General features: G+C 46.9%; 21 protein-coding genes. 5 read left to right on the top strand and 16 right to left on the bottom strand.

Annotated features, from left to right (window positions below):
• Positions 1 to 19: 19 nt before the first annotated feature.
• The 4 genes from D829_RS0129635 to D829_RS0129620 all read right to left on the bottom strand — a co-directional run bounded on the left by D829_RS0129635 (position 20) and on the right by D829_RS0129620 (position 6,112).
• Positions 20 to 1,525 (bottom strand): extracellular solute-binding protein, encoded by a 1,506-nt coding sequence (locus D829_RS0129635; RefSeq protein WP_017692545.1) that lies wholly within the window; start codon positions 1,523 to 1,525, stop codon positions 20 to 22.
• Between the two features lie 18 nt (positions 1,526 to 1,543).
• Positions 1,544 to 2,431 (bottom strand): carbohydrate ABC transporter permease, encoded by an 888-nt coding sequence (locus tag D829_RS0129630; protein WP_017692544.1) that lies wholly within the window; start codon positions 2,429 to 2,431, stop codon positions 1,544 to 1,546.
• Positions 2,432 to 2,443: 12 nt separating this feature from the next.
• Positions 2,444 to 3,373, bottom strand: coding sequence for a sugar ABC transporter permease (locus D829_RS0129625; RefSeq protein ID WP_026081491.1), 930 nt, complete (start codon positions 3,371 to 3,373; stop codon positions 2,444 to 2,446).
• A gap of 333 nt (positions 3,374 to 3,706) precedes the next feature.
• The gene (locus tag D829_RS0129620; protein WP_081595124.1) at positions 3,707 to 6,112 is read right to left on the bottom strand and encodes an AraC family transcriptional regulator; all 2,406 of its coding nucleotides are present in this window, start codon (positions 6,110 to 6,112) and stop codon (positions 3,707 to 3,709) included.
• Positions 6,113 to 6,327: 215 nt separating this feature from the next.
• Here D829_RS0129620 and D829_RS0129615 point away from each other — a divergent pair, with 215 nt between their 5' ends.
• Positions 6,328 to 7,683: a dipeptidase gene (locus D829_RS0129615; protein WP_017692541.1), complete on the top strand. Its 1,356-nt coding sequence runs from the start codon at positions 6,328 to 6,330 to the stop codon at positions 7,681 to 7,683.
• A 547-nt stretch (positions 7,684 to 8,230) separates the two neighbouring features.
• Here D829_RS0129615 and D829_RS0129610 read toward each other — a convergent pair.
• From D829_RS0129610 to D829_RS0129595, 4 genes are all read right to left on the bottom strand, one after another.
• Complete coding sequence (locus D829_RS0129610) at positions 8,231 to 8,602, bottom strand: hypothetical protein (RefSeq protein ID WP_017692540.1); 372 nt, start codon at positions 8,600 to 8,602, stop codon at positions 8,231 to 8,233.
• Between the two features lie 164 nt (positions 8,603 to 8,766).
• Entirely contained in the window at positions 8,767 to 9,987 is a 1,221-nt protein-coding gene (gene nagA / locus D829_RS0129605) for an N-acetylglucosamine-6-phosphate deacetylase (RefSeq protein ID WP_017692539.1), read from the bottom strand.
• Entirely contained in the window at positions 9,984 to 10,712 is a 729-nt protein-coding gene (gene nagB / locus D829_RS0129600; RefSeq protein WP_026081489.1) for a glucosamine-6-phosphate deaminase, read from the bottom strand. The genes nagA and nagB overlap by 4 nt, the downstream gene beginning before the upstream one ends.
• 9 nt (positions 10,713 to 10,721) lie before the next feature.
• Positions 10,722 to 11,585: a MurR/RpiR family transcriptional regulator gene (locus D829_RS0129595; RefSeq protein ID WP_017692537.1), complete on the bottom strand. Its 864-nt coding sequence runs from the start codon at positions 11,583 to 11,585 to the stop codon at positions 10,722 to 10,724.
• Between the two features lie 210 nt (positions 11,586 to 11,795).
• Between D829_RS0129595 and D829_RS0129590 the strand changes: the two genes are divergently transcribed.
• Positions 11,796 to 12,143 carry a hypothetical protein gene (locus D829_RS0129590; protein WP_017692536.1) on the top strand — a complete coding sequence of 116 codons (348 nt, stop codon included), beginning with the start codon at positions 11,796 to 11,798 and terminating at the stop codon, positions 12,141 to 12,143.
• A 160-nt stretch (positions 12,144 to 12,303) separates the two neighbouring features.
• On the opposite strand, the gene D829_RS0129585 is transcribed toward D829_RS0129590, so the two are convergent.
• Positions 12,304 to 12,843, bottom strand: a complete 540-nt coding sequence (locus D829_RS0129585; protein WP_017692535.1) for a DUF4303 domain-containing protein — start codon at positions 12,841 to 12,843, stop codon at positions 12,304 to 12,306.
• 225 nt (positions 12,844 to 13,068) lie between these two features.
• On the opposite strand from D829_RS0129585, the gene D829_RS0129580 reads away from it, so the two are divergent.
• Both D829_RS0129580 and D829_RS0129575 read left to right on the top strand, forming a co-directional pair.
• On the top strand, positions 13,069 to 13,329 hold the full coding sequence (locus D829_RS0129580) for a hypothetical protein (protein ID WP_017692534.1): 261 nt from the start codon (positions 13,069 to 13,071) through the stop codon (positions 13,327 to 13,329).
• Positions 13,326 to 13,715: an aspartyl protease family protein gene (locus D829_RS0129575; protein ID WP_017692533.1), complete on the top strand. Its 390-nt coding sequence runs from the start codon at positions 13,326 to 13,328 to the stop codon at positions 13,713 to 13,715. Before D829_RS0129580 ends, D829_RS0129575 begins: the two co-directional genes overlap by 4 nt.
• Positions 13,716 to 13,916: 201 nt before the next feature.
• Here D829_RS0129575 and D829_RS0129570 read toward each other — a convergent pair whose 3' ends face one another.
• From D829_RS0129570 to D829_RS32170, 6 genes are all read right to left on the bottom strand, one after another.
• Complete coding sequence (locus D829_RS0129570; RefSeq protein ID WP_017692532.1) at positions 13,917 to 14,141, bottom strand: helix-turn-helix transcriptional regulator; 225 nt, start codon at positions 14,139 to 14,141, stop codon at positions 13,917 to 13,919.
• Between the two features lie 246 nt (positions 14,142 to 14,387).
• A complete protein-coding gene (locus D829_RS32175; protein ID WP_017692531.1) occupies positions 14,388 to 15,377 on the bottom strand; it encodes a YhcN/YlaJ family sporulation lipoprotein in 990 nt (329 codons plus the stop codon).
• A gap of 252 nt (positions 15,378 to 15,629) precedes the next feature.
• Positions 15,630 to 16,646, bottom strand: a complete 1,017-nt coding sequence (locus tag D829_RS0129560; protein WP_017692530.1) for a DUF4340 domain-containing protein — start codon at positions 16,644 to 16,646, stop codon at positions 15,630 to 15,632.
• Positions 16,643 to 18,037 carry a GldG family protein gene (locus D829_RS0129555; RefSeq protein WP_017692529.1) on the bottom strand — a complete coding sequence of 465 codons (1,395 nt, stop codon included), beginning with the start codon at positions 18,035 to 18,037 and terminating at the stop codon, positions 16,643 to 16,645. The genes D829_RS0129560 and D829_RS0129555 overlap by 4 nt, the downstream gene beginning before the upstream one ends.
• Positions 18,038 to 18,041: 4 nt before the next feature.
• Positions 18,042 to 18,758, bottom strand: a complete 717-nt coding sequence (locus D829_RS0129550; RefSeq protein ID WP_017692528.1) for an ABC transporter permease subunit — start codon at positions 18,756 to 18,758, stop codon at positions 18,042 to 18,044.
• Complete coding sequence (locus D829_RS32170; protein ID WP_081595123.1) at positions 18,755 to 19,897, bottom strand: ATP-binding cassette domain-containing protein; 1,143 nt, start codon at positions 19,895 to 19,897, stop codon at positions 18,755 to 18,757. Before D829_RS32170 ends, D829_RS0129550 begins: the two co-directional genes overlap by 4 nt.
• Before the next feature lie 419 nt (positions 19,898 to 20,316).
• Between D829_RS32170 and D829_RS0129540 the strand changes: the two genes are divergently transcribed.
• Complete coding sequence (locus tag D829_RS0129540) at positions 20,317 to 21,399, top strand: glycosyltransferase family 4 protein (protein WP_346773290.1); 1,083 nt, start codon at positions 20,317 to 20,319, stop codon at positions 21,397 to 21,399.
• Positions 21,400 to 21,464: 65 nt separating this feature from the next.
• On the opposite strand, the gene D829_RS0129535 is transcribed toward D829_RS0129540, so the two are convergent.
• Positions 21,465 to 22,949: a DHA2 family efflux MFS transporter permease subunit gene (locus D829_RS0129535; protein WP_017692525.1), complete on the bottom strand. Its 1,485-nt coding sequence runs from the start codon at positions 22,947 to 22,949 to the stop codon at positions 21,465 to 21,467.
• Positions 22,950 to 23,128: the final 179 nt, after the last annotated feature.

Below are 23,128 nucleotides of genomic sequence, written 5' to 3'. Positions count from 1 at the left end.
TTGCCTTCCTCCTTTCACACTACTTCAGTGCAGCGTACAGTTCATTAACTTCTTTGACATAATCGTCTCCGCCGTTATTCTTCCACAGGGCAACAGCATCTTCGAATCCTTTCTCATCAATCTGACCTACGATATATTTGATCCGCGCATCGTTGATGATATTGTCCAGCTGCGGTCCTTTCTGAGCGTAAACATCAGAGATCAGCGGTTCGCCAGGATTGGCGATGACAATCTCTTCGTTGGCTTTCTGCACCTGTGCAACCTTTTCACGGACAGGTGTCTGTTGTACACGAAGCGTTCTGTCTTCCGGCACAAACATCAAAATCTGATTTAAACCCTGCAGGTCGCGCAGCGCCAGCTTGTCAGTGCTTGGTATGATGTAGTCTTCTTTTTTCTCGTATTGCTTGCCTTCCAGTCCGTTGTACAGCAATGCCTGCAATTCCGGTTCATTCAACTGATCGAGGAAGCTCAGCACCTTCTTCAGGTCTTCTTCCGTTTTGACACTGCTTTTGGAAATGGTAATCAGGCCTGAGTAACCGGACGTTGGCATATCACGCAATCCCTTTGGACCTTCCATCGCTTGCAGCACATCCACGCGTCCTGTCGCATTTGGGTCTTTATCGAGTATTTTCTGATCCATCCGCTGCGCATTATCTGCTACATCTACCATGACACCGGCTTGACCATTCACAAATGGATCAGGCAGTTTCGTTGCATCCATCACGGCAAAATCCTTGTTGACCAGACCTTCGCTATAGATTTGCCGAAAAAATTTCAGGGCTTCCATGTATTCTGGTGTCTCATGCGCCGGGATCAGACCTCCGCTACCATCATCTCCCCATTTGTTGGGTGCACCGAACCATACCTGCATGTTATCCCACGGACCCGTGAATTTGCTGGCAACCAGACCGTACGTATCATCCTTACCGTTACCGTCTGGATCATCTTTCGTGAACGCTTTCAATACATTGTAAAATTCATCAATCGTCTTCGGCTCTTCCAGCCCCAACTTCTCCAGCCAATCCTTTCGGATTGTGACCCCATTACGTCCCAGGGCACGTGCCCGGTAGATCCCATAGGTTTTGCCATCGATTGACGCATTGTTGGTGATGATTTCATTCATTTGACTCAGATTCGGATAGTCTTTCAGATAAGGACCAAGCTCCCAGAAAGCCCCGGTTCGAGCCGCATTAATAAAACTTGGGGACTTCCCTAACACCACCATAATCTGAGGCAGCTTTCCCGAGGCCAGTGTGATGTTGAATTTGTCTTCGTACGAGCTGCTTGGCACCCACTGCAGGTTCACATCCACCTTGGTCAGTTCTTCAAGCTTCTGGATGACCGGGCTGTTCTCCGGCGGATTCTCCGCTTCGAAGTTCGGAAGCATAATGGTAATCTCGTCAGTTCCACCCGCAGCGGTCCCTGAACCTGCTTTGTCCGTGGAGCATGCTCCCAGAATTGTACTCAATACCAGTGACGCAGAAAGTAACAGTGCACCTTTTTTGAATCCCGTTTTTTGTCCCATACGTTCTCCCCCTTGGCTTTAGCCTTTGATTGAACCTAACATGACACCTTTGGCAAAATGCTTCTGCAAAAACGGATACACCAGCAAGATCGGAATGGTACCTACAACGATCACCGCCATTTTGATCGACTGCTCTGGTGGCTGTACAAAATTGGGGTCCATGTTTGCCATATCTCCGACACTGGCTTGCGAGAGCAACACGATCTGTCTCAACATGACTTGTAACGGCCATTTGTCACTGTCGGAAATGTACAGCAGTGCCGAGAAAAAATTGTTCCAGTGGCCTACGGCGTAGAACAAGGCAAACGTGGCGATGACCGGTTTGGATAAAGGCAGAACGATTCGCCACAGCACCCCAAGATCCGAACAGCCGTCGATGCGGGCCGCTTCCTCCAGCCCGGGCGGCATTTGCTGAAAAAAGTTTTTGACAACTATTAAGTTAAAAGCGCTGATCGCGCCAGGAAGCATAAGAGCCCAGTAAGAATCGAGCAGTCCCAGTCCACGAATGACGAGGTACGTTGGAATCATGCCACCGCCAAATAACATCGAGAAAATCACCATGTTCATCATGACGTTACGGCCCCAGAAGTCACTTCTGGATAGTGGATAGGCCATCGTTAGGGTGAAGAACAGATTGACCAGTGTCCCTGCCACCGTGATGAAGATGGAAACACCAATGCTGCGAAAGATCGTGGACGAGGAAAAAATATACTCATATGCACTAAAGGAAAATACCTTCGGGATGAGGAAAAAACTGCGTTCGGTGATCTCGGCTTCCGTTGCGAAAGAATTCCCTATAATATACAGGAACGGAAGGACGGTTAATATGCCCAGAATCCCCAGCATGACGTAATTGAAGATATCAAATACCTTGCCGGCAGGGCTGTTGTATAGACGGCTGTTCATGGGCGCTCCTCCTTAATAAATTCCGGGATGGCCGAATTTTTTCGCAAGTTTATTGCTGCCAAGCACCAGAATGATCCCCACCACAGACTTGAATAGTCCCACAGCGGTACTGTAACTGAATGCACCTTGCGTAATCCCCACCGTGTACACATACGTATCAAATACGTCTGCGACATCCCGGTTGAGGGAGTTGGTCATCAGATAGATCTGCTCAAATCCGGTATCGAGGAAGTTCCCCAGTCTGAGAATGAGCAAAATGACTATGGTCGTACGAATGGCTGGAAGCGTGATATGCCACATCCGCCGTAATCGTCCTGCGCCATCCACAATGGAAGCTTCATATTGCTCCGTATCCACACCTGCGAGGGCCGCCAGGAAGATAATTGTGCCCCATCCCATCTCTTTCCACATCATCTGCACAATAATGAGCGGACGGAACGAACCCGGACTGGAGAGTACATCAATGGGCTTGCCTGTAATCCAGGCGATCAGGTCGTATAACACCCCGCCCTGCGGGGTCAGGAACACATACGTGATACTGGCGATAATCACCATGGATACAAAATGGGGTACATAGACCAGCGTTTGAATCGTTCTTTTGAAGAAGGCGACCCGAATTTCATTTAATAATAAGGCGATAATGATCGGTGCCGGGAAAAAGAAGATAAGATCATACAGAGCAAGAACCAGCGTATTGCGTAATAGTCGAAAGAAGTCTGGATTGGAGAAAAAGTTCGTAAAGTTCTCTAGCCCCACCCAGTTACTCTCCCGGATGCCCAGGAAAGGCTGGTAGTCCTGAAAGGCAATGATGATCCCCCACATGGGCAAGTATTTAAAGATGACAAAGTACAAAAATCCGGGAAGCACAAGCACATATAACCATTTGTTTCGTTTAATCTGTCTTTTCCAATTGGACTCCTGTTTTAATGGTCTTGTTGCCATATCCGCTTGAGCAGTTGCAGTGCCGTTGGTATTCCAGTCCGTCTTCCCGTTCATCATGTCTCCCCTTCCTCAAATATGTAAACGTTATCAATTAACCTGATACTCAGACTATACAGCCGATCTTTTTCCGGCAACCTTCATTTTTTGCATTGCTACGACATGATGGCCGAAAAGTCCGCTATAACGCCATTTTCACAAGAAATTGCGCATAACGTAGCGGGTAGAATTGCACATTTTTGCGGGTTTATCCTTCTTTGTATCACGGTAAAAAAAAGAAAAAACCGTCATCCGATAAAGCCGAATGCCGGTCTGAAATGACAAAGATATAAAAGGTTATTGTCCAAACCATTGATCGCGATACTGACTCGGCGTAACTCCCTCCTGTTTCTTGAAGATCCGATTAAAATAACTGTGCTGATATCCCACAGCCGCTGCAACATCATTGATTTTCATCGTTGTCTCCTGCAACAATTGCTTCGCCGCATCCATTCTCACACGTGTCAAATAATCAATAAAGTTGATGCCCGATACCTGTTTGAAAGCCTTACTCAGTGCATAGGGTGTCATCTGCTCCTCGTCAGCACAATTCTCCAGCGAAATGTCGCTGCGGTAATGTGTATCGATATACAACATCGTTCGTTCCACCACCAGTTTCAGCGGTTCCTGCGATCGTACCTCAACCTCTTGTATATAAGGTATGAGTACCTCATTCATCATCCATTGCTTCATCTGTACAGGTTCACGAATACCGGATAGTTGCTCATACATGTTGTAACCACCAAACAGCTTATAAGGTGTGACACCCGTTTGCAGCATCATGTGCTGAATGCTGCCAAGCAATTGAAGCATCATCTGTTGCACCTGAAATTCGGTACTGCCCGTCCGCGTAATCTCACTCATGAATTGTTCCAGCACACGTTCCGCTTCGGCTTGTTTGCCCAGCCTGACCACCTGTAGCAACTCCCGTTCAAGCCCAAGCGGATAGGAAACTGCTTCATTTCTGCGGAAACATTCCTCATCCTCCAGATCGAGAATCTGACTTCCTTCCTCCACACTGCGATAAGCCACGGCCTGTTCCATCTCAACGAATCGTCCGGGCAGTTCCTGAAGTGAAGCTGCCGGGCGACTGACCATCAAGGTCACCTTCATTTTGAGCGTTCGTCCAATGACCTCCACCAGTTCCTGTCCCCATAACAGCGCTTGTGATTTCACAGGTTCATCCTGGGGAGCAATCACAAGCATGGCGGAAGACAGGTCGTGGAAGTTCATGACACTGATCTGCCTGAAAACATTTTTCGCAACTTCCTGTGTAATATTCACTGCTGCAAAGGTGACTAATCCCGTGTCCTGGCTTCCAAATCTGCCTTGCAGCTGCTCGTACCCCGTAAAATACATCTGCACCAACAAATACTGCTGGCCCTCCAACTCAAATCCGAGATTACGCATCCGCTGCTGAAGATCCTGCTCGTTATAGGCATATAGATGCCCCTGCACAAGTTGTAAGACAAAACTGTCGCGCAGATGGGGAAGCTGCTCCTGCAATTGGCGATGTGCCGTGACATTGCGGGAAGTCAGTTCGTTCCACTGTTGTTCCAGCAGCTTAAACTCGTCCAGCTTGGCATCCGTTGGTGTTGTTTCGTTTCTGCCAGGCGTAAGCAGATGCAGCATCCGTGCTACAGGCGAATAGATTCGGCGGGAAGCAAACCAGGATAACAATAATCCCAGAATCAGACTGCCTGCACTCGCAATGACGATGATTTTGGATACCATCTTGACTGGCGAAGTGACTGAGGTCAGAGGTGCTGCGGAGACGTAAGTCCAGTCCGAATCGATCCGACTCAATGAGCCGTATGAGACAGAATAGGTCTGATCCTCATATCGGAACAGGAATGAGCGGCTGTCCGCATGCAGGGCCACTTCTTCTTTTAGCTGCTGCTCAAAAGCAGACGTCTCTCCCGCCGTTCCCGGATTCCCGGTAACCAGTGTGTTTCCTTCCTGATCCATAAGGAACGTTACACCTTCATCATAAGGAGTAAGCGTTTTCAATAAACTGGCGACTTTCTCGTTATCCAGCGTGATGACCAGTGCCCCAAACGGATTAATGCTCTCCCCCGGTATCTTATGTACTAGAACAAGTGCATTGCCTGCATCCGTATGCAGTGGACTATCGTTGGTCGAAGGTTCGGTATCTCTGTTGATGCTGGAAACCCAGTCTGTCCAGTACACGTGGTTCCCCATGGAAAGGTATCGATCATATGCTTCTACTTTGGCTTCATCGTTCAATTCGGTATAATCCCGATTAAACAAGATTGGCTTAGGCTCCTGCAAATACAACTGTGCTGACTTGATCAGTGGATGGGAACCTTGTAATACGTATAATGTAGTCACAATCTCCTGAGTTTCATTGAAATAATACACAAAATCCAGCGTTCGCAGTGCATTGCCAAACCTCGGTTCAAAAGCCCAATGGGATAAGTTCATCTCCAGATAAGCCAGTTGATCATCCACATTGCGTGCCCGGTTCTCGATCTGGTTCTGATGCATCCGATTGAACTCGGTTTCCATCCGGCCAACGACCTGTTGATACATGACGATACCTGTGATTAGCCCAGGAATACTGGCAATGAGTAAAATAAGCATCAGGCTGTTTCGATAAAATCTTCCTTTATGTCTTCCTGCCTTTAAGTCGGATAACCGCTTGAATCTGCCAAATATTCGCTCGCTCCTAGTCGGTTCCATCGGTGCTCACCTGCCTGCTTGCATCGGGTCTGACTGTCATGGAAACTTCCTCAACTCCCCTGAGAATATATGGATGAAATCCTTTTCCTGTATTATACGCACAATCCTCAGGTGAATGAAACGATCTGTAACCGATCATTTTTTTAACCAATGTTTTATTAACATGACAAAATGGATTACAATGAGATATAGCAAACATGAAGGAGGCCTTTTTAATGAAAGAACAGACTTATTTTGAACAAAATAGAGAAAAACACCTGGCAGAACTGAATGAATGGTTGTCCATTCCAAGTATCTCTGCCATTTCAGCGCATAAAGAGGATATTAACCGTGCAGCACAATGGGCAGCAGATGCGCTCACACGTGCAGGCATGGAAAACGTAGAGGTCATTCAAACGGCTGGACATCCGATTGTCTATGCAGATCACCTGCATGCACCCGGCAAACCGACGGCTCTGATCTATGGACACTATGATGTACAACCTGTTGATCCGCTTAACCTGTGGGAGACACCTCCTTTCGAACCTACCGTTCGTGATGGCAAGCTGTTCGCCCGTGGTGCAACGGATGACAAAGGACAGATCTTCCTACATATCAAGGCAGTTGAAGCCATCCTCGCCGAAAACAAAGAACTGCCAGTTAACATCAAGTTCTGTATCGAAGGCGAAGAGGAAATCTCCAGCCCGAACCTGCCCATCTACCTGAATGAACATACAGACAAGCTGCGTGCAGACATGATACTGATCTCAGATACATCCCTGCTTGAAAAAGGAAAACCAGCAATCTCCACAGGCCTGCGAGGCTTATGCTCTATGCATGTGGATATCAATACAGCCAATACCGACTTGCACTCCGGTTCATTTGGCGGCGGTGTACCCAACGCACTGCATGCACTCGTGTCCCTGCTTGCTTCGCTACATGATGAGCAAGGCCGTGTGAGTGTAGACGGTTTCTATGACGGCGTTCTGCCACTATCTCCTGAGATGCGAGAAGAATTTGTGAAACAGGGCTTCAATGAAGAACAGCTTCGTCAAGACCTCGGGCTGGAGCAATTGTACGGCGAAGAAGGCTACTCGTTCGTGGAACGTGTTGGCGCTCGTCCAACGCTGGAACTGAACGGCGTATGGGGTGGTTTCCAAGGCGAAGGCAGCAAAACGGTTATTCCGAAGGAAGCTCATGCCAAAATTACGTGCCGTCTCGTTGCGGATCAAGATCCACAACATGTATTGGATCGTATCGAAGCACATCTGCGTGCTCACGTTCAACCGGGTGCAACGCTGCATGTGAAACAGATCGAGAAAGCTTTTGCTTTCAATACCGATCCTTCCAATCCAATTATGCAAAAAGCAGCAGATGCGTATGAGCATGTGTATGGCGTTCGTGCCCTCTTTACCAAAGATGGCGGCTCCATTCCGATTGTTGAGAAGCTCTCACGTGTACTCGAAATCCCTGCTGTCATGATGGGCTTTGGCTTGCCGGATGAGAATCTGCATGCACCGAACGAGCACTTCAACCTGGAGAACTTTGATAAAGGGTTGTTGACGATTGTTCAGTTTTTGAAGAGTTTGTAATCATCGTGTTTAAAACCAGATCATGAGAGCGTGCTGAGTGGACGTTCCGGGGCCGAATCGTTCTTTAGATCGCTGTTATCGTCGGATTTTTTGGCTTCCCCTTCTCAAAGGGTAAAATCCGACGATAAAGGCGAACGCTCCGCTTCTTCAGAATCGATTTCGTCCCCTCCACTACGTTGCAGCTTCTCGCATGACTGATTTTAGGATTGAGCCTACTTTACAAATGAAGGGTAATAGGTAGGTATGTAAGTATATAAAAGGGGTGTGCCGTCCAACTTCATGACGGTACACCCCTTTTATAATTGGTGATCTAGATCTATTTCGTTTCAATGGTTCGGTATTTACTTTTTAACGAACTGCGCCCTTCCTATTCGACGAAAATCCGCAGTTTTGACTCAATAACGAATCGTAGACGCTTTATTTCCTCGTTTTGCATGTCATTCATCAATTTTCTACCGGAATAACGTGGCTGACGTTCATCCGCCTGTGACTAGAAGGAGTAACCCAATTTCGGGACATCCTCCAGATTCTACTCCCCTCATCCCCATTATGTGCGGAATGTTGTGAACTTCAGCATGTGCACAAGCTTGGATAAATGCGCGATCTCCTGCTGGACTCCAGCGGTGTCCGTACCTGCCATTGCCTGATTCGCTCGCAGCGTCCTACGTATGTTCAGCATACCTTCGATCAGTTTCATAACCGTGTTGCGTCCACGATGATCGACAATCATATACTTTTTGCGTGCATCCAGCTCTACCCATACGATGTTGCTGAATGATGTGAACAGATGCCTGCGGTACAGCTCCATATCGGTCTCATTGTAATGCTCGCCATAAAAGGCATAATATCCGTGTATGTGCAACTTCTCCGCCAACACTGTGATGAACGGATCATGTTCGAGCATAGCGTTACGTTCCATGTTTCACGCCTCCGTTATGCGTGATCCGCAGATCCCGTCTTTTTGAGATCTATTTTAACATATTGTTCAGGGTGTTGCCTCTACACAGATAGAAGCCAAGTCTTAACTCCGAAAACCGATGCATCACAAATGAGAGTTATTAACACGATACTAATTTTCTAAATCTAATATGACTCACCGATCCGTCTGCCCTTGACCCATACACCCTCAATATCCAACTCCTCATTCAGCAAAACGATATCTGCCTGTTTTCCTTGAGCCAGGGAACCTGTCCGATGATCAATGCCCAGCAGGCGTGCCGGGGTCAGACTTGCTGCTCTTGATGCAGCGTTCAGACTCAAGCCCACTTCCTGTACCAGGTAACGGAAACCGCGAATCATCGTCAGTGTGCTTCCCGCCAGTGCGCCGCCGTCCTTCAGTCTGGCCTCGCCATGCTTCACAATTACGGGCAGGTCGCCGATTTTGTACTCCCCATCATCCAATCCCGCAGCAGACATGGCATCTGTAATCAACACGAGTTGATCATTATGTTGCTTCAGCTGAGCGAGGATCGATATCGCCGCAGGGTGAACATGAATGCCGTCAGCAATTACCTCAGCACTGATGCGGGGATCACTCAGCACGGCTCCGGCAGCCCCGGGTAGCCGGTGATGCAGCGGTGTCATGGCATTGAACGTATGTACTGCATGATGAAGTCCTGCTTCTACTGCCCGCTCCACCTCTTCATAGGTCGCATCGGTATGGCCGAGTGCCGCTGTAATCCGTTGTTCTCGCAGCCATGAAATGACTTCCAGCGCGCCTTCACGTTCCGGTGCCAACGTAACTTGACGGATCAGGCCAGGATATTGCTTCTCCCATGCTTCGAGCCAAGATACATCAGGCAGCATGATATGTTCCGGATTTTGCGCACCAGGCCATTTCGGACTGAAAAAGGGACCTTCCAGGTGCACACCCTCAAGCTGTGCATATGGCATGTCAACAGAACGGTAGCGGTTAACCTCAGCAAGTACGTTATCCAGTCTCTCTTTCGGAGCCGTCATCGAAGTCGCAAGCATCGCTGTCGTGCCCTGCGTACTATGAAAAGATGTGATCTTGTCCAGCACCTCCGGGCTTGCATCCATAAAGTCTTCTCCGTTCCCACCATGCACATGGATATCAATGAATCCAGGCACGATGAGACCACGTTCCGGTACTGACAGCGGCAAAGCCTCGCTCCGAATCCTTTCAGGAAGACCTTCCGGTATCCCAGCATAAAGGATTTTCCCATCCCTCCAGGCTATTACACCGTCTTCCAATATTTCATCTGCAAGGAGCAGTTTGCCCCGAAGAAGAGAAATATTTTCATCACGCTGTCTCTCAGGTTCATGGCTATTCGCTCCGGTCATCTCACCAGCCTCCCTGCTGCACGGTCCAGCAGTACCACCACATTTGGATGACATTGCAAAAGCGATGCAGGACAGGCCGTTGTGATTGGGCCCATAAAGGCTTCGCGGATAATCTCGGCTTTTTCCTCGCCACGGGCAATGAGCAGAATCTGTTTGGCTTTCAAAATGGTACCGACACCCATCGTAATCGCCTGAGCCGGAACCTCATCGATGCTGTCAAAGAAACGTGCGTTTGCCTTTCGCGTCTCGTCTTTCAGATCCACGACATGTGTTCGTCCTGTAAGTTCAGTTCCTGGTTCATTGAAGCCAATATGACCATTATGTCCGATGCCCAGCAGTTGAAGGTCTACCGGTCCACGATCGTCCAGCCGTTGTTCATAGGAATTACATTCCTGTTCCAGATCGGCAGCCTGACCATCAGGCACATGCGTTCTGGCAAGATCCATATCAATATGATGGAATAATTGTTCGTTCATGAAACTGCGGTAACTTTCACGATGTTCTGTTGGAAGTCCGACATACTCATCGAGATTAAAAGAAGAAGCCTGTGAGAAGCTAACCAGCCCCTTCTGGTACAACGTGATAAGCTGTTTATATATGCCCACAGGAGAACTTCCTGTCGCAAGCCCCAATACAGCCCGTGGTTTGGTCTGCAACAAGCTGGCAATGAGGCCAGCACCCGTGGCGTTCAAATCTTCTTCATTTTCAAAAATTCGTATATTCATCTTCATCTGTCAGGCACCTCCGTTGTGTTGGACTCGATAAGATTGCACATTGTGATAGGATTGTTCCAGTCTGGGGATAAAACGGTCGAAGTCGGCACTTACCATGCCTGTGAACAAAATATCGACCACATGCAGCAGTGCAATACGGGAAGCCATATCTCCACGCCTCATGCCCTCTTCCAAAGAAGAAGTGAACAGTGGAATGTCCGATACCGTTGCGAGTGTGTTACTTCCATAGGAAGTCAGTGAAATCGTAGAAGCTCCAGCTTGTTTGGCACAATGCAGGGCATCGATGGTCTCTGGTGTTTCGCCTGAATAGGATACGGCCATCGCCACATCTCCCTCGGCGAGCGAAGATGCGGATGTAATCTGCATGTGTGAGTCGGAGAAAGCCGTACAGCTTTTGCCAATCCGCACCAGTTTCTGATAGAAATCCTGTGTAACAATCGAAGAGGTGGCCACACCGTACAGATCAATGCGGCGAGCCTGGCACAATAATTGAACGGCTTGCTCCAATCTGCCCAAGTCCAGTAAACGAGTGGTGTCTGCAATAGACGCGAGGTGGTTGGCTTCGATAGCTTCAACAATTTTGGATAGTGAATTGCCCGCTACAATATCCTGATACGCCGTTTCATCGGATGCGTGGGACAATTCTGCGGCGAGCTTCATTTTGAAATCAGGAAAGCCTTTGAAATGAAACGACTTGCAAAAGCGGGTTACCGTCGCCGCACTCGTCCCACTCTGCTCTGCCAGATGACTAATCGTCCAGCCGGGAATGTCCGATGGAGATTGCATAATGACTTCGGCGATACGTCGCTCCTGAGACGGAAGGTTATTTAGTTCTTGCTGCAACGCACGTAATATGGCTGCCATGAGGACCTCACTTTATGAAAATTATTTTTATTTATTTTTAACAAATTAAGAAAATTATTTTTATAACTTCATTTTAATCAAGACGATCCTGCAAATCAAGAGGAATTTAACATGACTTTTGCAATGATGCTGAGCGTGTATAGACCCTGACCTGCTTGATACGCATAGTTGATGTCCTTTATATTGAGAATCGAGAGGGGTGCAATTCTAATGAATCGAAGACAACAGAAAAAGTTCAGTCCTTCCACCTGGATTATTGCTACCAAACAAACAGAAGGACACACCTATTATGCCCTCTATGCTATCGACTGGAAACGCGGAGGTCGGTTGAGTTGGGAAGGATGGAATCACCTTGAAGATCTGCTGCAATTTCATATTCCGATCAAACGAAAAGCCGGAGGAAGGAAATCCGCTTCCCAGCCTGCCGCAAAAATTGCGAAAAGAGCACTCCATCTTCATCTGAACGAAGCACAATTTGAGGAATTGGAGCAGCTCTTTTATCAGCCATTTTCGAAGAAAAAATGGAGGACGTTCCTTCAAATGAATAGGAATCAATAAGTGTATGGATTCGGTTGTTTCATTTTTTCACGCTAAAACAAAAAAGCCTCTTCCTTCTTTAGTTTAGTTAAAGAATAGGAAAGACTTTCGCGGTACTAAGATTCAAATCGTTTTAATGCAATTTCCATTCAACTAAACGCTCAACTCAAGTTAACTCGGTCTAATTCATGTCATCATATCGTTTTAAGAATTTGCTGGCTAAGCCGGGTACAGTCATTTGATGGACCGATTGATTTTCAATTTCCTCCGCCAGATCATCATCTGTGAGAGAAACGAAAAACGTAATGTCTGCTTTGGTTTGTCCATATCGAGCGAAAACGTCATCTGCTGTCTCATTCACAACTTTGGCGATGATTCGAATGATCTCATCCTTATACTTCTGGACATCTTCTGTTGCATACAACAATCGACTGATGTGGTTAAAGTGCGTATCCTCGCCATATTGATATTCGGAGCAGCCCCATCTGTAATAGATCTCGTCCTCCTCACTATCACATAGCCCTTGCTCTTTCATACTCACAATATGCCTAGCCAGGGATTCCTCTGTATTTACCGCCATGAACAGCGTTACCCAATCACTGTCTGTTCCAAAGGCACAAGCATATACTTTCTCGTGCTCTACCTTAGCCAGCGTTTGTTCCAGATCAGGAAGAAACCCCGCTCGAAATTGATTTTCAAATTCACTTAAAAAGTGGTCCACACAGCTCATCCTTTCATTTTCAATGCAGTTTAAGATTCAAATGTCTTTTCAACCATTGATTCGGGCCGAAACGGTTAACGAGATATTCATATCCCCGCCCTGTTGCTATGTAGGTCTCTCGATAACTACAAGGTACCACATAATCGCAATTAACATGCTTACTTCCTACACCCTTAAACGACTATGCTATAATAAAAATACGACTAACCAAGTGAGGTGACACCGATGAAATGGGGAGAGATTATTGAATTACACCCAGATCGTTTTGTGCTTGTGGAAGCAATCAAGGCAAGCTCCAGCAACCGTGTCCGTCAACTAGAGGATATAGCTGTTATTCAAAACTATGATAATCCTCAAGAAGCCTGGAGCGGTTACAAAGAACTGCACAAGCTCCATCCGACACGCGAGTTATATGTCTTTCATACGAGCAGAAGCGATGTTGAGGTTGTAGAAGAATTTTTTTCAGGAGTGCGGCAACGAACATGAAACTACAACTACAGCAAGGCTTACCTATCGTATCCTTGACCATAAGCCATAATGAACAAACTATCATTTTGCATAATATTTTATTTGATACAGGCTGTGCAGCAACTGTGTTTGATACCGATGCATTAGCTGCAGTAGGTATACAGATTGATTTTATTAATGGACGAGCTAAGCGAATGTATGGGGTAGGTGGAACGAGCGAAATCTGCTATGAACAGCACATTCCCAATCTTCATATTGAGCATATTGCTTTGACTGATTTTCCAATTCAACTTGGTTCAATTCAAGAACCTTATGGTTTTGACGGAATCATTGGCATTGATTTTATGATGAGAGCCTCATGCAAAGTCGACTTTGAATTAATGGATGTTCAATTTTCAACATAAGCCATGTAATGATAACCTTTGGATGGTTGCGTTGCGTGGCTTATTTTTATACACCATGGATGGGTGACTTAATCCCTGAACAGCGGATCATCTGATGTAATAAACTATAAATCAGCAGCAAAAAAGCCTTGCCCCATTCTTCTTGACAAAGAATAGAGAAAGGCTTTCATGCTGCTACTTAATCCTAACTGTAATTCGCAACTAAATCTTCAGTTCTCCAAGCTTAATCAGCTCGACAACTGCCTGCGAACGACCCTTAACATTGAGTTTCTGCATCACATTCGAAATATGGTTACGCACCGTTTTCTCGCTGATGAATAACTGCCCTGCGATGTCACGCGTTGTTTTGTCTTGAACCAGTAATTCGAATACTTCGCGTTCACGGTGGGTCAACAAAAATTTGCTTTTATGATCGATACCCTTCAATGTTCACCCCTCCTTGCTCGGGTTGTGTTGGTGTAACAAGGTTAAGGGGATACAGTCAACTCATCTTATGTCAGGTCAAGGGCGTTGGTTCAGTTTTATAAGAAAAATGGGCAGTAAACATGTGATTCATTGTCCAAAGAGAACGTGAGCAGTTGTCTATGTATTAAAGATCATTTAAAACAAACATGCCTCTGCAGCGGATGTTACCATCTGCGCAAAGGCACACTTGTTCATCTGTCTTATGAACTACCGATTCATTCGATTCATGACACCACCGTTGTGATTACGGTTCATCAGGCCATCGTCAAGGACGCCATCACGGTGATTCGTACCTGTTCCGTTCGTTGGGAAGATGCGCTCCACCATCGATTGGAACGTATCGATCATGCCACTAACGGGCTTACCGTTACGCATATCTGTGGCATAGTTCTCGACATGCTTCACAAAATCCGGATTGGCTGATACATATACATTCTCGATATTCGGTGCAAACTGCTTGATTTTGGCTGAAATCTTACCCTTAATCTCAGCTGATGTGTTATCATCCGTGCTATCTACACGTTGTCCTTCACTTTTCATACCATAATGCCCATCGTCCGTCCCACGTGCTTTGCCGCTGTTTGTCAGACCACGCATCATACCAACCGCGCCTGTGCCCATCGTGCCATAAATGCCACGATCATTGCCCATATGGCTGCGATCCGTTGCTGAATTCGTGTTCAATCCTGGAGCAATTCCGCTAGTGCTGTACGGAGACATTGTGCCCGTACCACCATTCACACGCATACCACCCATATCATGATTCATGTTGCCCCCACGCATGGTATCACTGGCATGGTTACGCATCGTTCCATTCAGCATGCTCGTACGACCATTGGACTTGCTTTCCAACTTGCCTGCATGACCATCTGCCAAACGAACCGCGACATAAGCATTACGATCCGTTAACATGACACGGGCGGATTTAACTTCTTTCATCTCCGTGATGCGTTTTGCCAGCTCTTCACTGGATTTCAGGTCATTGACATTATGCATGCGATAACTTTTCGCACGAATACCGTCCATTCCATTGGACTCCACGCCATAACGGTTAATTCCGTTCGCTTGTTGACGAACACTTTGCGTGTGCATATTGTTGGTATCCCGATTCGTGCCACAACCTGTCAAACCGGCCATTACAAAGATTGCAGTAGATAATGATAACGTAATAGCTGTTGCCTTTTTGACTGCTGGCATGTACTCATCCTCCAATGTATGTTGGTTTTGGTCACAAAGATAGGATGCGCTTCTGACCGTACCGATATGCTGAAAGGATATGGTACCTTACCCTGTAATTTTTGGTCAAATGGCATGTTCTTTGATCATGGATTTTGATCCGTGGGCAGTGAGATTCTTTGCCTTTAAACAAAAAAACAGTGCTGCTTTGTTCGCAGCACTGCCTCAAAATAATATTACATCTCAATTAATATCACTTATCTTCCGCCCGGCTCATTTCCCGTCTGTTGAAGAGGATGTCGTTGCGTCATTTACAGAACTCGGTGTCTCTTCCGAAGAAGTTGTTGATGCTTTAATTGTATCCGGGAATTTCTCGGCTTCCGTTAAACTGGTTGCATCCATGCCATATGCCCATTGACCATCCGGCGTAATGACCCAGATCTGATCCGATTCGGACGGCACCGTAAGTCCCCGATACACATCTCGAACTTGTTGCCCATTGACCATCTGTTCAACAGACAGGGTGAATCGTGGAACCGAATTTTTCAACTCGGATGCTTTACGCACATCATCTGCTGTCGACAAGTTTTTGATTTTGCCGATAAGAGATACGGCATCTGTGGCTTCAATCGTTTTTCCATTCAGTGTCCAAGTCTGCTCTGCTGCATCGTTCTCCGATGTCGTTTTTAATATCCAGGTAGCTGCTTCACCCTCCCACTCCAGAGACCCAACATTTGTCTCATCCATGTTAAAAGGTGTAGTGTCCAACAAATCACGACGAGACAAAGCTATGCTTGTTATCGCCTCTGTCTGCACGGCAACCACAGGGCCCGAATCAACACGTACATAACGTGCATCATCTGCTGGAAGCTGGCCACCAATAGCCAGTTTGATCTCCCGATTATCTTTGAGTTTGATATCCATACGTGTAGCATCTGTTCCTAATCCGTACTTATCCAGATCCGTCGGCGCTTCTTCCACCACCAGTTCCTGATTTGCACCACTCAGAGCATCCAGCCAGCTACTTACACTGTAACCGTTCAGAGGATAGGCTTTCGGTTCCACCATCTGCCATACGCCATTTTCAAGCGTCAGGGTCGAAGATGCTGCTGCACCGGATGTCTCCTCCGTTGTGTCATGTATTGTAATGGATTGGATATCCCCGGATTGAATACCGAGCAACTTGGCTTGCACCGCTTCTTCTTCCCGAAAATAATTTTGACTGTCCGCGTACACCCAGCCCACAATTAGTACAATGACCACCAGAATTGTTGGGACCCATTTTCTCATACCCGTCTACGCCTCCACCATAAGAGTACACCGATGATAACAAAGAGGAGTGGGAACGCTACAATAGCCACGAAGAAAATCGTTCTGGCTTGCTCGTCATTCAGGTATGCCGTCTCATAGCCGGCTTGTACCCTTGGGCGAATCGTCAATCCATTTTCTTTCTCACTCAAATAGTTTACCGTATTCAAAATAAAGTCCCGATTGCCGCCATTCGCAATTTCCGAATCCTGCATGAAAATGGACGAGCCCAGAATAACCGCCTTCGGTTTGCCATCCGTCGTATCGGCTGCATACCCTAATTCAACTGGTCCTTGAATGTCCTCTTCGGCATCATTGGTTGTTTCATTCTGCAATAAACCGCCGATATTCGTCTCCCCATAACTGTCATTCGAAGAATGAATTAACGGTGAAAGGGTATATTTATCCTGTTCTTTGCTGGTCAGCGCAATCGACAACGACAACATCGGATACAATTGGCTTGCAGCAAGTTTGTCCGTAATTGCATGTGTACCATACTCCGGCACCACCCAGAGTGGCCCCATTGTACTGGCTTGCTGATTATCCACCATGACCGCATGCTCATCAACGACGCCATAATCAGCCATCAGAGCATCGATGTTTTTCCAACTGGATTTCATATCTTCTACAAATCCGAGGGATAATAACAACTTGCCTCCATTACTCAGATATGTGCGAATGGCTTTCATTTCCGTATCACTGAGATCACGTTGTGGACCAATAATCGCCAGCACATCTGCATCTTCGGGAACCTTCCCTGCTTGATTCAGCTGTAACTCTTCCGTCTGCACATTATTTTGTTCCAAGGAGGATTGCAGCGTAGTCATCTGAGCGAGACTCAGCTCTTCATGCCCAGTCAAAAACATCATTTTGCGCATCTCCGTGGATGACATATTCATGAGCGCCTGCGTAAGTTTTTCCTCACCTGTGAACTGGTATGATCCGTCACTTCCGTCCCCTGTCGCGGTGAACAGACTGGCGATATCAATCACTTTGTGTTGATCTCCCTGCTCCAGCACAATGGAGCTGCCTGTTATGCCGTATTTGGATGCAAGCGCAGGTTCCTGCGTCAGATTATACTGTTTTATTTTCAACTTGCTGTTACGTTTCGTGTATTCCTCGACCATATCCGTGACCTCACGGTTCAGAACGGTGTTGTTGGCATTTTCGACCGTTAACACCAGAATGTTGACGTCATCCTTCACATTTTTGATCGCAGTAAGGGACTGGTCAGATAACGTGTATTGTTTGTTCGAGGTCAGATCCAGCTGGAAGCCGCCAAGTGAATTCAGGAACAGTGTTAGCAAAATAAAGATGCCAATCACCGCTACGGACAGCACGGTACTGTTGGTATGACTTAACCATTTTTTCATCTTCTCACCTCCACCGCTTCCGTTCCACAATTTGAATGCTTAACAGCAGAAACACACCCGAAAGGGTGACATAGTACAATATATCCGGCCCACTAAGCACACCTTTCATGAAGCTGTCGAACCGGTTAGTCAGGGCAAATGGGTCCAGCCACTGTTGCAAAGCAGAACCTGTATTGCCTGCGAATGAATCAAGCATCCACAAAACGAGCAAAATAATAAAACCCGCCACCGCAGACACCATCTGATGCTGGGATAATGTAGAAGCGAACAGTCCAATCGCCATCATACTTCCGCCCAGGAAAAATAATCCCAGCGCAGACATCCATACTGTCGTCATATCCAATGTCCCATAGAACGACATGATGAATGGGTACACCAGACTGCACAGGATGAGCACAACCAGAATGGCCAGAGAAGCGAGATATTTGCCAAAAATAATTTCTGTTACTCGTGCCGGAGAAGTCAGCAACAATTCATCCGTTCCCTGTCTGAATTCCTCTGCCACTAATCGCATCGTCAGCAATGGCACGACAAACAGCAGCATGGACAGCGTATCGCCCAACACGAGACGATAATCGACAATGCTCGGCTGGTAATATACAAAGCTTGAATAGAACAGCAGACTGGTCATCAGTACATATACGGCAAAAGCAAAATAGGACGTTGGTGACAGAAAATAAGCTTGCAACTCTTTATTGCATACCGCCATCATTCGTCTCATTTGGAGTCCTCCCCTTTGCGAGCTTGGGGCGAAGCATCGGCTGCTGTACTAACTGATGTTCCCGATATACTCGACGAGTCGATGTCAGAAGTTACGTCCTGATCCATCTCTGCCCCAACAACCTTATCCACATCTGCCGAATTTGCGTCTGTGTCTGTGGCCTCGGTTGTGGTCAGCTTCAGGAAAATTTGCTCCAGACTCAGGTTCTCCTTCTTCATCTCCAGTATCGGTAATCCTGCACCTGACAAAAGGTAGAACAGCTCCTCCCGGAAATCTTCCGAGTTTTCTCCAGTAAGCAGCATTTTAACCGTATTCGCCGAATCTGAATTAAGTGAAGTATCTTTGGCGGTATTCGCATCCGACGCTTGAATGACTTCACTTCGCACCTTCTCCCATGGTGTCAGCACATGTTGTAATTGCTCCGCAGTGGCCTTCACTTCAATCGACACTTTGAACTGATCCCCCATTGCTGATCCGAAATGCTGAGGTGAACCATCCAGCACGAGCTGTCCCTGATTAATGATCAACATTCGATTACAGAGCGTGCTCACTTCAGGCAAAATATGCGTACTGAGCAGAACCGTATGGTTCTCGCCCAATTCTCGGATTAAATCCCGGATCTCGATAATCTGATTTGGATCAAGACCCGATGTTGGCTCATCCAGAACCAGCAAATCCGGCTTGTGAATAATGGCTCCTGCCAGCCCAAGGCGTTGTTTGTATCCTTTGGATAACCCACGTACCATTTGCCTTTCCCGACCCTGAAGTCCCAGTCTGCTAACCATCTCACTGACCCGCAGCTTAACCTCACGTGCCGGGACATCTCGCAAATTGGCTACGAATTTAAGATAGGACTGCACCGTCATATCCGGATACAGTGGCGGCGTTTCAGGCAGATACCCAATCTTGGAACGAACACGCTGCCCCTGCTCATGCACCGATACCCCATCCACCATAATGGAACCCGCAGTTGGATGCACATAACCCGTAATCATACGCATCGTTGTTGTTTTTCCGGCACCATTGGGCCCAAGAAAGCCAACAATCTCACCACGTTCCATAGTGAAATCCAGTTGATGTACGCCGCGTTGCCCTTCGTAAACTTTGCTGACCTGTTTCACTTCGAGCACATCATTCATCCTTTCCCGTTAAAATACCCGTGCACCATCGATCGTTATATAAATTCAACTGAAAATATTTACACTTGCACTCCGATGGCAGAATAACCTTCCGATCACTGTTATCCCCAGATTTTTTTTGATTCCTTCATTCAGAAGGAAAAATCCGGGGATAAAGGCGAACGCTTCGCTTCTTCAAGTTATTTCTGCCCTCTCCGTTATCGTGTAAATGTTACGTTGAACTTATGTAATAGATGATAGACACGGGAAGTTACTTGTATCTTACGTGAGCTATCCTAGCCTCAGCTTAATGACACTTAAAAGACAGCTTAAAAATATGTGTCCAAAATGTGAACAATCCAAGTAGCACCCACACCCTGCACTTACAGCCAACGTAACATAGAGTACAGGAGAATGTGCTCCTGACCAAAAGTCAGAGGGTGAATCGTTTGAAAGTATTATTCACGTTTTATGTTCCGAGCGGTGGCGTGGATACGTTAAATCGACTGCGCACCGCTGTTCTGAAACGTCATGGCATTGAAGCGCACCTATTGTATCTCAACACAGGCTCGGGATTGCAGAACAACAGTGATACGCCCATTTTCACCGCGTCCAGTGACGAGGATATCCATCATATCATTCATACTCATCATTATGATGCCATCATTGCCACTTCAGACATCGCTATGCCCGGCCGCTTGAGAGGACTTGGTTATACAGGTCGAATTATTTTTGAAGCGCAGGGACTCGGAACACGCGATCAAGCTCTGGAAACGATACAGATGGGTGTCCCTTACCTTCAAGCCCATTGCGATGCAGCCGTTTTGCCTCCCACAGACCACCTGCTGGATATGTTCATTCATATCTGCCCTTGGCTTCATCGGTTTGTTATTCCCAATATGCTGGATACGGACACCTTCGCACCAATTTTGGTGGATACCCCACCCTATCCGGTGCTGGCTTGGGTAGGACGTCTTGAACACAACAAAAACTGGCGTGAATATTTAATCATATCGAGTGAAATCGTCAAAAAAAATCCGAAAGTCAGACTATGGTTGTTCCACGATCCAACTTTGGCTAATCCAGAAGATGAAGTCATGTTCCGGCACATGCTGGCAGAATACGGGCTTGAAGATAAGATTGGCATCTTCATCAATGTTCCCCATTCTCAGATGCCTACCTTCTATTCCATGATTGCCGCTTCAGGGGGCATCATGTTATCGACTTCGCTGCTTGAGGGATTCGGCTATGCCGTCGCTGAAGCCATCAGTTGTGGATGCCCGGTACTAAGTACGGATTCGGACGGTGTGCGTTCTTTTATCACACATAACAAGACTGGAAAGTTCTATCCGATTGGCAATGTCAAGGCAGCTGTCTCCGAGGCAAGGGACCTCATGAAAAACCAGAAACTGCGTGAATATATCCGCATTCAGGGCAGACAGCATATGAGCTTGTCTTTTTCACCAGATCGATATGCCATTTCTTTCCGTGAAATGATGACAGCACTGCGAATTTTCCATTGAGCATAGCAAAAAAGGCAGTTCAGCAAAATTTCTCTGAACTGCCTTAGTATGGTTTTTATAGAGTCTTAGTGTCCCATCATCATCGCGGGATCAGGCTTGTCGCCATTTTGAAGTTCTTCTTCCGGCATCGGCTTAGGTTTGCGCAGAATCAGACTGAGCAAACATCCGAACAATGCAATACAAGCGGCCAGGAAGAACGTATCATTGAAACCAGCTACCAAACCATGAACGATAGCGGTCGGCTCTGTACTCGTTGTATTGTCTGCGATTCTTGAAGTAAGGAAGCCTGTAAGCCCTGCAACCGCAAAGGACACGACCACTTGCTGTGCAGCGGCCGTGAGCGGTGTAACCCGTCCAACCAACTTACGCGGTGCAGCATTTAATACATGCGTATTGAGTGGCATCATGGACAAGCCCATACCCAGACCCATCATGACCAGAGCCGTTATAATCAGGCCAAGACCTGTCTCTGCCGTAATGGAGGACAGAATAAACAATGCTCCCGAGATAATACCCAGACCCACGAAGGCCAGAGGTCTAGCACCGATTTTATCAAACAACCGACCACCGAGCGGCATACCCACTCCGGAAGCCAACGCCTGTGGCAGCAGGATCAATCCAGTTTCCAATGCAGTGTACCCTTTGATCTGCTGCAAATAAAGCGGGATCAGGATCATCGCACCGAACAGCGCCACTTGTGACACCCATGCGAGAATAATTCCCCGTGAGAAATCAGATGATTTGAATACCCGGAGTTCGAGCAATGGATTTTGATGACGAAGCTCCACAATAATGAACAAAATGAGCGCTACCCCACCCACAATGACACCCGTCAAAGTTGTTGCAGACGTCCAGCTCGTTCCACCCTCACTCACACCGTAAGCCAGCATCGAGAACGCAATTGGCGCCAGAATCATGCCGAGCAGATCCAGTGCAGGTGTGCGTCCACGATCTGTATCAGGCAAAAACTTGATACATAGAATGAAAGCTGCAATACCAATGGGCAAGTTAATCAGGAAGATCCAGTGCCAGCTCAGTGATTCAATAAACCACCCGGACAACACCGGACCCAATGCAGGGGCAAGCAGCATCGGGATTCCCAGCATCCCCATGATAGAACCTCTTCGCTCAGGAGGAGCCAGACGAAAGACCATCGCCATACCAATAGGGGCAACCATGCCTCCACCAAGGCCTTGAATGATACGGTAAATGATTAATTGCTCAGGTGATTGAGCGATCGAGCATAACACAGAACCCAAGGTAAACATGGCAATGGTGAATAGAAACACTCTTTTGGCACCAAAACGGTCCGTTAACCAGCCTGCCAGTGGAATAACCGCAGACAAAGCCAAGGTGTAACCCGTAACCGTCCATTGGATGGTTTTAAGATCCGTCTCGAAATATTGAACGAGATTCGGAATGGCTACGTTCACTACCGTGCTGTCCAGAATAACCATAATCATTCCGACGATAATTGCCAGGAGTGGCAGTATAATGGCTTTAAGCGAAAACTCTGCCGGCTCCTGAGGTACTGCTGTTTGTTCTTCCACGTTCTCCACACTCTTTTCCAGCCAGTAGACGCAGGCTTATCCATGCGTCTCACTCAGCCTATATTGACGACCAATTTCAAACTATCGTTTTAAATCGTCGTTTTAAACTTTCGTTTAATACTGATCTAATTCTAATGAAAATACCTTTGCTGTCAAGCTATTTTTTTCAGACAATTCTA

The organism is Paenibacillus sp. PAMC 26794, from assembly GCF_000316035.1.
In the GTDB taxonomy this organism is placed as follows: domain Bacteria; phylum Bacillota; class Bacilli; order Paenibacillales; family Paenibacillaceae; genus Paenibacillus.
Note: the sequence above shows the minus strand (reverse complement) of the source record. Positions and strands in the feature narration are given on the sequence as shown.

Coding starts and splice junctions, on each gene's coding strand:
- D829_RS0129635 (WP_017692545.1), bottom strand. CDS start 1,525: ATGGGACAAAAAACGGGATTCAAAAAAGGTGCACTGTTACTTTCTGCG.
- D829_RS0129630 (WP_017692544.1), bottom strand. CDS start 2,431: ATGAACAGCCGTCTATACAACAGCCCTGCCGGCAAGGTATTTGATATC.
- D829_RS0129625 (WP_026081491.1), bottom strand. CDS start 3,373: ATGGCAACAAGACCATTAAAACAGGAGTCCAATTGGAAAAGACAGATT.
- D829_RS0129620 (WP_081595124.1), bottom strand. CDS start 6,112: ATGGAACCGACTAGGAGCGAGCGAATATTTGGCAGATTCAAGCGGTTA.
- D829_RS0129615 (WP_017692541.1), top strand. CDS start 6,328: ATGAAAGAACAGACTTATTTTGAACAAAATAGAGAAAAACACCTGGCA.
- D829_RS0129610 (WP_017692540.1), bottom strand. CDS start 8,602: ATGGAACGTAACGCTATGCTCGAACATGATCCGTTCATCACAGTGTTG.
- nagA (WP_017692539.1), bottom strand. CDS start 9,987: ATGACCGGAGCGAATAGCCATGAACCTGAGAGACAGCGTGATGAAAAT.
- nagB (WP_026081489.1), bottom strand. CDS start 10,712: ATGAATATACGAATTTTTGAAAATGAAGAAGATTTGAACGCCACGGGT.
- D829_RS0129595 (WP_017692537.1), bottom strand. CDS start 11,585: ATGGCAGCCATATTACGTGCGTTGCAGCAAGAACTAAATAACCTTCCG.
- D829_RS0129590 (WP_017692536.1), top strand. CDS start 11,796: ATGAATCGAAGACAACAGAAAAAGTTCAGTCCTTCCACCTGGATTATT.
- D829_RS0129580 (WP_017692534.1), top strand. CDS start 13,069: ATGAAATGGGGAGAGATTATTGAATTACACCCAGATCGTTTTGTGCTT.
- D829_RS0129575 (WP_017692533.1), top strand. CDS start 13,326: ATGAAACTACAACTACAGCAAGGCTTACCTATCGTATCCTTGACCATA.
- D829_RS32175 (WP_017692531.1), bottom strand. CDS start 15,377: ATGCCAGCAGTCAAAAAGGCAACAGCTATTACGTTATCATTATCTACT.
- D829_RS0129560 (WP_017692530.1), bottom strand. CDS start 16,646: ATGAGAAAATGGGTCCCAACAATTCTGGTGGTCATTGTACTAATTGTG.
- D829_RS0129555 (WP_017692529.1), bottom strand. CDS start 18,037: ATGAAAAAATGGTTAAGTCATACCAACAGTACCGTGCTGTCCGTAGCG.
- D829_RS0129550 (WP_017692528.1), bottom strand. CDS start 18,758: ATGAGACGAATGATGGCGGTATGCAATAAAGAGTTGCAAGCTTATTTT.
- D829_RS32170 (WP_081595123.1), bottom strand. CDS start 19,897: ATGAATGATGTGCTCGAAGTGAAACAGGTCAGCAAAGTTTACGAAGGG.